Genomic DNA, 6,323 nt, shown 5'->3' with positions numbered 1-6,323 from the left:
CTCAAACTGCATGTAACGCTGCGCAAGGCATACGGGTTCGGTTCCATGGTCATGTCGTTGATCGGGTTCGACGACCAAGTGGCCACCTTCGCCTACCCCGGCGCGACGATGGGCGCGATGAGCGCGTCTGCGTTGAGCCGCGCATCGCATGCCGGTGAAGACCTGTCGGCGAAACTGCGGGAAGCCGAACTGGAAGCGTCATATCGGTCGGCCGAGCACATGGGCTTCGACGAGCTCATCGATCCGCGCGAGACGCGCGACGCGCTGCTGGCTGCCTTGCAACGCGGTCTGTACACCCGCCAAGCCGCGCCGGAGCCGGTCGCGCGCACGGCGATCATGCCTTAAGCGGCTTGCTTCGGTACTCGGCGACGATCGGCTCGAGTTCGTCGGGCGTGGCGCCGTGCATGATCACCGCGTCGGCCGCCGTAGTCGAACTCCTTGCGGATGCGCTGCACGCATTGTTGGGCCGACCCGGTCGCCGAGGGCTCGAGCCACTCGTCGGGGATCAACTCCGCGATGTGCTCGATCTGCTCGGGCGTAGCCTTGTGGTCGATCCCGCCAGAAATCGAGGTCACGACCGGATCCTCCCGGAACCGTTGCAGCACAGAGGGATCCCAGTTGATTTCGGATTAAACGCCACAAGCCCCAGTCGGATGTCTTCGTCGAAGGCGGGATCGAGCACCAGCACAGGGTATTTGCCGATTGGCCCGTCGTGATTGAAGATCACCTCGCCGTGCCACAAGCGGCGCATGACCTGAACCCAGTCGTCCATCTGGTCCGTGGTGACTGCCGGGATACCGAATCCGCTATACATCGCGGCGACTCCGCGTCCGATGCCAAGGGTGAAGCGTCCGCCGGAAAGCCGATGCATGGTGGTGGCCCATGATGCGGTGATCAGGGGGTGACGCGTGTTGTGATTGGTTGCGGCGGTGGCGATCTGCATGCGACTCGTCACCGCGCATACAGCGCCGACGCGCGACGACGCTTCCTTGACGTTCCAGCGTTCCGAGATGAACACGACTTCGACCATCCAGCAGAACGCGAAGGTACCGCTTGGGCGCCCCGGCGCGCTGCCATAAGCGGCGCTTCTCACATGCTGGACCCGATCGCCGCGTCGAATTTCACGGCGGCGATAACCAGCAGCATCAAACCCGATAGCTCTCCGTCAAGCCGAAATCTATACTGTAGCGTCCTTAGTATCAGCGGACGTGTTCAGGGAGGCGCCGGTGTGAAGTTCCCGTTCACCTGGAAAGCGACCGGCTGTTCATGATCGGCTGGTCGGGGGAATTCCCGGTCGGCGACGTGCGGCTGCTCGAGGATCTGGAGATCTGACGGTATCAAAAGTACGTCGAGCGGCCGCCCCTGGCCAAGCAGGACGCGAAGCCTCCTATGGCACTGCGCAACTGGGCGACACAGTTCGACGACGTCCCGGCATGACGGCGCTGCAGGATCTCACCCGCCATGTGCACACCGCGATCATCACCCAGGAGTGTCAGGGCGCCGTCATCGGGCCCAATGCCGGGCTGGCTGCGCTGGCGAAGGAACCCCACCGCCTCGCGTTGCGCAACATCATGCGGTTGCTGCCCGCGGCGCGGGCCGCCGGCGTCCGTGTGGTGCACTGCCTGGTGCAGCGACGACCCGACGGGCTGGGCGCAAACCACAACGCCAAGATCTTCGCCATCGGTCGCGGCGAGGTCGACCTTGCTCTCGGCACGCCCGGTGCGGCGCTGCTGCCCGAGTTAGGCCCTGAGCCAACCGATTTAGTGCTAAACCGCTGGCATGGTTTCGGACCGATGGGCGGCACCGACCTCGACGCAATTCTGCGTAACCTCGGCGTCCGCGCATTGGTCGTGGTTGGCGTGTCGCTCAATGTCGCAATTCCCAACCTTGTCATGGACGCCGTCAACGCCGCCTACCACGTCGTCGTGCCTCGCGCCGCCGTCGCCGGCGTTCCGGCCGACTATGGCGATGCGGTCATCGAGAACACGCTGTCACTGCTGGCAACTGTGACCACGACCGACGAGCTGCTCGACGTGTGGAAGAACCCATGACCGAGATCACGCCCGAAGTCCGCGGCTGCTTTCCCGAAATCAGCCCGGTTGAAGCACCTGCGGAGTTGGGCCGATTCGTCGCTGCGCTTCTGACGACCGTTGACGGCACCCTGCTGAGCGAGGCCCACGGCCTCATGATTCGATTGCTTCCGCACCAGCCATGAGAGGCCCGATGTCTGAGACGACAACGCAGTTTACGGTTCCCGCCGTCGCCGACGCCGTCAGTGCCGCGTTCCCGGATCGCGAGCTGGTCATCCAGGGCGAACGGCGATACGCGTATGCGCAAGTTGTCGAGCGGTCCAACCGGCTGGCTTCATACCTGCACTCCCGTGGGCTGAGGTGTCACACCGAGCGGTCGTCGCTCGCCGGGCACGAGGTCGGGCAGGACCTGATCGGCCTCTACGCCTATAACGGAACCGAATTCGTCGAGGCGTTGCTCGGCGCGTTCCGGGCGCGGGTTGCACCGTTCAACGTCAACTTCCGCTACGTCAAGAGCGAACTGCAATATCTGCTTGCCGACGCTGGCGCCAGCGCGCTGATCTACCACGCCGCCTTCGCCCCACGCGTGGCCGAAGTCCTGCCGGATCTGCCCCAGCTGCGTGTCCTCATTCAGATCGCCGACGACTCGGGTAACGACCTCATCTACGGGGCGGTGGACTACGACTCGGTCATGAAATCGAGTTCACCGGCACCGCCGCCGGTGCAGCCTTCGCCGGATGACCTGTACGTGCTCTACACCGGTGGCACAACGGGAATGCCCAAAGGTGTGCTCTGGCGCCAGCATGACATCTTCATGACCTCCTTCGGCGGCCGCGACCTGGTCAGCGGCCAACCGGTGAACTCCTATGAACAACTCGTCGCGCGAGCATCCGCCGGGCCAGGAACCAAGCTGATGATTCTGCCGCCCCTGATCCACGGCGCCGCCCAATGGAGTGTCATGACCGCGATGACGACCGGGCAGTCTGTGGTCTTTCCAACGGTTGTCGACCACCTGGATGCCGACGAAGTTGTCCGCACCATCGAGCGGGAAAAGGTGGCGGCGATAACCGTGGTCGGCGACGCGATGGCTCGCCCCCTTGTCGCGGCCATCGAGAGAGGGATCGCGGACGTGTCGTCACTGGCGGTGGTAGCCAATGGCGGGGCGCTGTTGACTCCCTACGTCAAAGAGCGACTGATTCAGGCGCGTCCCGGCCTCATGGTGGTCGACGGCGTTGGCTCCTCGGAGTCCGGTGCACAGATGAGCCACCTGTCGGTGACCGGGACGGTGTCGACCGGCAGATTCAACCCTGGACCCGACACCTGCGTGATCGCCGAAGACCTCAGCCGCGTGCTCGACCCGGGGCACGACGGCATCGGCTGGCTCGCGCAGCGCGGCTATGTGCCCCTCGGCTACAAGGGCGATGCAACCAAGACGGCCGCAAGCTTCCCCGTCATCGACGGTGTGCGCTACGCGGTACCCGGCGACAGGGCGCGCCACCTCGCCGACGGCACCATCGAGTTGCTTGGCCGAGACTCGGTATGCATCAACTCCGGCGGCGAAAAGATTTTCGCCGAGGAGGTCGAGATCGCGATCGCGTCGCATCCCGCGGTGGCCGACGTGGTGGTGGCCGGGCGGCCCAGCGAACGCTGGGGCCAGGAGGTGGTCGCCATCGTGGCATTGGCCGCTGACGCGCAGGCCAGCGAGGGCGAATTGATCGAACACGCCGCAAAGTCCTTGGCGCGCTATAAACTTCCGAAAGCTGTCGTCTTCCGTCCCGTCATCGAGCGCAGTCCATCCGGCAAGGCCGACTACAGGTGGACCCGCGAGCAGGCAATCAGCGACGGCTAGCTGCCTTGAGCCGGCGGTGGGTACGCATCCGCGCGATCCGCAATGCGACATCCGCGCCGAGCCGCAACGGTTTGCCGAACGGTGGTGCCGCGGATCCGGTGATGCTGAACGGTAGATCGTTGCCGACCACAGTTCGGTAGTGGCTGAACGTGTCGAAGCCCGCCTTGCCGTGGTATGCCCCCGTCCCGCTGCGGCCCACGCCGCCGAACGGGGCAGCCGACGGAACCATTTGTGCTGCAAAGTCATTGCGGGCCACACCACCGCTGCGGGTATTGCGGACGAAAGCGCGGAAGTCGTCGTCATCGGGTCCGTACCAGGAGGCCACCAGCGGAGCCGGGCCCTGGTTGATGTAGTCGATAGCGTCGGCGAGTCGTGAATACCCTTTGACTGCCAAGGCGGGTCCGAAGATCTCCTCGTCGGCGATCTTCATGCGGTCGTCGATGTCGCGAACGATGGTGGGCGCGATCTTGCGCTTGGCGCGGTCCGGAAGTGACTCATGCTCGGGCGCAATGGTTTCGACAGTGGCGCCCTTCACGCGCGCGTCTTCGATCAGTCCCAGCACCCTGTCGAAGCTGGCTTGGTTGACACTGGAGCAGTAGTCGTCATTGGAGACGATGTTCGGGAACATGCCGCGCAACGTCTGGCGCGCGACGCCGACGAACGTCTCCAGCAGATCGTCGGGCACGAAAACGTAGTCGCGACAGACGCAGACCTGTCCCCCGTTGACCATGCGCGCCCGGGTGATCCGTGCCGCCGATCGGCGAATGTCGGCGCGGGGTGCGACGACGACCGGGTTCTTCCCACCCAGCTCCAGCGTCACGGAGACGAGATTCTGCGCAGCGGCCTGCTGCACCAACGAGCCCACCGACGGCGAGCCGGTGAAAAACAAGTGGTCGAACGGCAACGACGCGAAAGCGGCTGCGATACTGAGACCAGCGGTGACGACGTCGAGTTCGGTTGCGTCGAAGTAATTCGGTCGTCGATTTAATCAGCTCCGCGGTGTGTTCGGTGATCTCCGACATCTTGATCATCACCCGATTGCCCGCCGCGAATGCCGCTGATGCTGGCAGCACCACCAGGTTCAACGGGAAGTTCCACGGTCCGATGATCCCGACAACGCCCAGCGGGCACGGCTGAACCTCGGCCCGCAGGCCACACAACCGTGCCGCGCGCATCAGTTGGGTCGGCCGCATCCATTTGGCCACATGTGATCTCGTGTGTTCGATGACTGACATAATGCCGACGATCTCGGTGAACAACGACGCCGCCCGGGAGCGGGTGCCGTAGTCGGCGGCCATCGCGTTGACGAACGCGTCCGTGTTGTCCAGGACGAGGGCGAGTAGCCGGTCGATGCGGTTGCGCCGAGTGGCCACGTCGGGCGGCCCGTCGGCCATGAACGACCGTCGCTGTTCGCGCAGGCTCGCACGCATCGCTGCGCACTCCTGGACCGAGCTCTCCGCCCGTTGCTCGCCAGAACTCATGGCTTCACAGCTTAGGACAACTGCAGTGGTGTCGATATAGTCACGTCGGCGGCTATGACGGCACAGCATTCTGGACGCGCAGCGGCATTGGTTATGCGCTGACACCGGAGGAGCTGGGCGGTGCGCTGCCACAAGGTATCCCGGCCTTCGGCGACTCGATCGGCGGCATGTTCATCGCCGGGGGCATCTCGGCCGCACTGCTGCATCGCGAACGGACCGGCGAAGCCCTCGAGCTTGACGTGTCGTTGCTGAGTACCGCGTGGTGGGCTGCGGGCGCGAGCGTGACACAGGGGATGGAGACCGGCGAGGTCATGCGGGTCGCCATGCCTGGATCGGCGAGTCCGTCGGTGAATCCGTTCATGGGCAACTACCAAACCTCCGACGGCGGCACGATCAACTTGTGCATCATCAGCCCGACCGGCTTGATCCGCGACACCTTCGAGCATCTCGGCATCCCCGAGGCAGCTGACGATCCCCGCTTCGCCGATGTACTACCGCTGATACAAAACGCCGACGCGGCCGCGGAACTGATTTCAAAGGCTTTTGCCAGCAAGCTTTTTGAGTATTGGCGTCAGCATCTGAAAACGATGAAAGGCCAGTGGGCGCCGTTCCAGAGCCTGATTGACCTGGCCGAGGACGAGCAGGCCATTGCCAATGACATGATCACCGAAGTCGAGCTCGCCGCCGGCGGCGCACCGTTCAAGGTCGTCCGCGGGCCGGTCCAGTTCAACCATCAACCGCTCGTGACGACACGCGCTCCCCAGGCGTCGGAGCACACCGAGATCGTCCTCATGGAGCTTGGCATGGACTGGGACCGCATCGCCGAACTCAAGGAGTTAGGAGCTATCGCATGAACCGCGCCGACGACGATGCAGAGCGAAGCGATGAGGAGGAGTGGCGCTGATGCGCCACGCCGACGACGATGCAGAGCGAAGCGATGAGGAGGAGTGGCGCTGATGCATG

General features: G+C 64.3%; 4 protein-coding genes and 4 pseudogenes. 6 read left to right on the top strand and 2 right to left on the bottom strand.

From position 1 onward, the window contains the following. Positions 1–345, top strand: a pseudogene (locus ACFE99_RS21355) (acetyl-CoA carboxylase carboxyltransferase subunit); the annotation flags it as partial. Here the strand turns inward: ACFE99_RS21355 and ACFE99_RS21350 are convergent. Beyond that, positions 335–1,015, bottom strand: a pseudogene (locus ACFE99_RS21350) (LLM class flavin-dependent oxidoreductase); the annotation flags it as partial. The pseudogenes ACFE99_RS21355 and ACFE99_RS21350 sit on opposite strands and share 11 nt — an antisense overlap. Positions 1,016–1,332: 317 nt before the next feature. Between ACFE99_RS21350 and ACFE99_RS21345 the strand changes: the two are divergent. From ACFE99_RS21345 to ACFE99_RS21330, 4 genes and pseudogenes are all read left to right on the top strand, one after another. Next, positions 1,333–1,437, top strand: a pseudogene (locus tag ACFE99_RS21345) (Rieske (2Fe-2S) protein); the annotation flags it as partial. After that, positions 1,434–2,051: a cysteine hydrolase gene (locus tag ACFE99_RS21340; RefSeq protein ID WP_375488396.1), complete on the top strand. Its 618-nt coding sequence runs from the start codon at positions 1,434–1,436 to the stop codon at positions 2,049–2,051. The pseudogene ACFE99_RS21345 and the gene ACFE99_RS21340, both read left to right, overlap by 4 nt. Continuing rightward, a complete protein-coding gene (locus ACFE99_RS21335; RefSeq protein ID WP_375488395.1) occupies positions 2,048–2,215 on the top strand; it encodes a hypothetical protein in 168 nt (55 codons plus the stop codon). The genes ACFE99_RS21340 and ACFE99_RS21335 overlap by 4 nt, the downstream gene beginning before the upstream one ends. Positions 2,216–2,223: 8 nt before the next feature. Further along, on the top strand, positions 2,224–3,879 hold the full coding sequence (locus ACFE99_RS21330) for an acyl-CoA synthetase (protein ID WP_375488394.1): 1,656 nt from the start codon (positions 2,224–2,226) through the stop codon (positions 3,877–3,879). On the opposite strand, the pseudogene ACFE99_RS21325 reads toward ACFE99_RS21330, so the two are convergent. Continuing rightward, positions 3,866–5,309: pseudogene (locus ACFE99_RS21325) on the bottom strand (aldehyde dehydrogenase family protein). The gene ACFE99_RS21330 and the pseudogene ACFE99_RS21325 sit on opposite strands and share 14 nt — an antisense overlap. A 71-nt stretch (positions 5,310–5,380) precedes the next feature. Here ACFE99_RS21325 and ACFE99_RS21320 point away from each other — a divergent pair. Continuing rightward, positions 5,381–6,214: a CoA transferase gene (locus ACFE99_RS21320; protein WP_375488397.1), complete on the top strand. Its 834-nt coding sequence runs from the start codon at positions 5,381–5,383 to the stop codon at positions 6,212–6,214. The last annotated feature ends 109 nt before the right edge of the window (positions 6,215–6,323 follow it).

This window comes from uncultured Mycobacterium sp. (assembly GCF_964249325.1).
Taxonomy (GTDB): Bacteria; Actinomycetota; Actinomycetes; order Mycobacteriales; family Mycobacteriaceae; genus Mycobacterium.
This window is presented reverse-complemented; position numbering and strand designations above follow the sequence as displayed.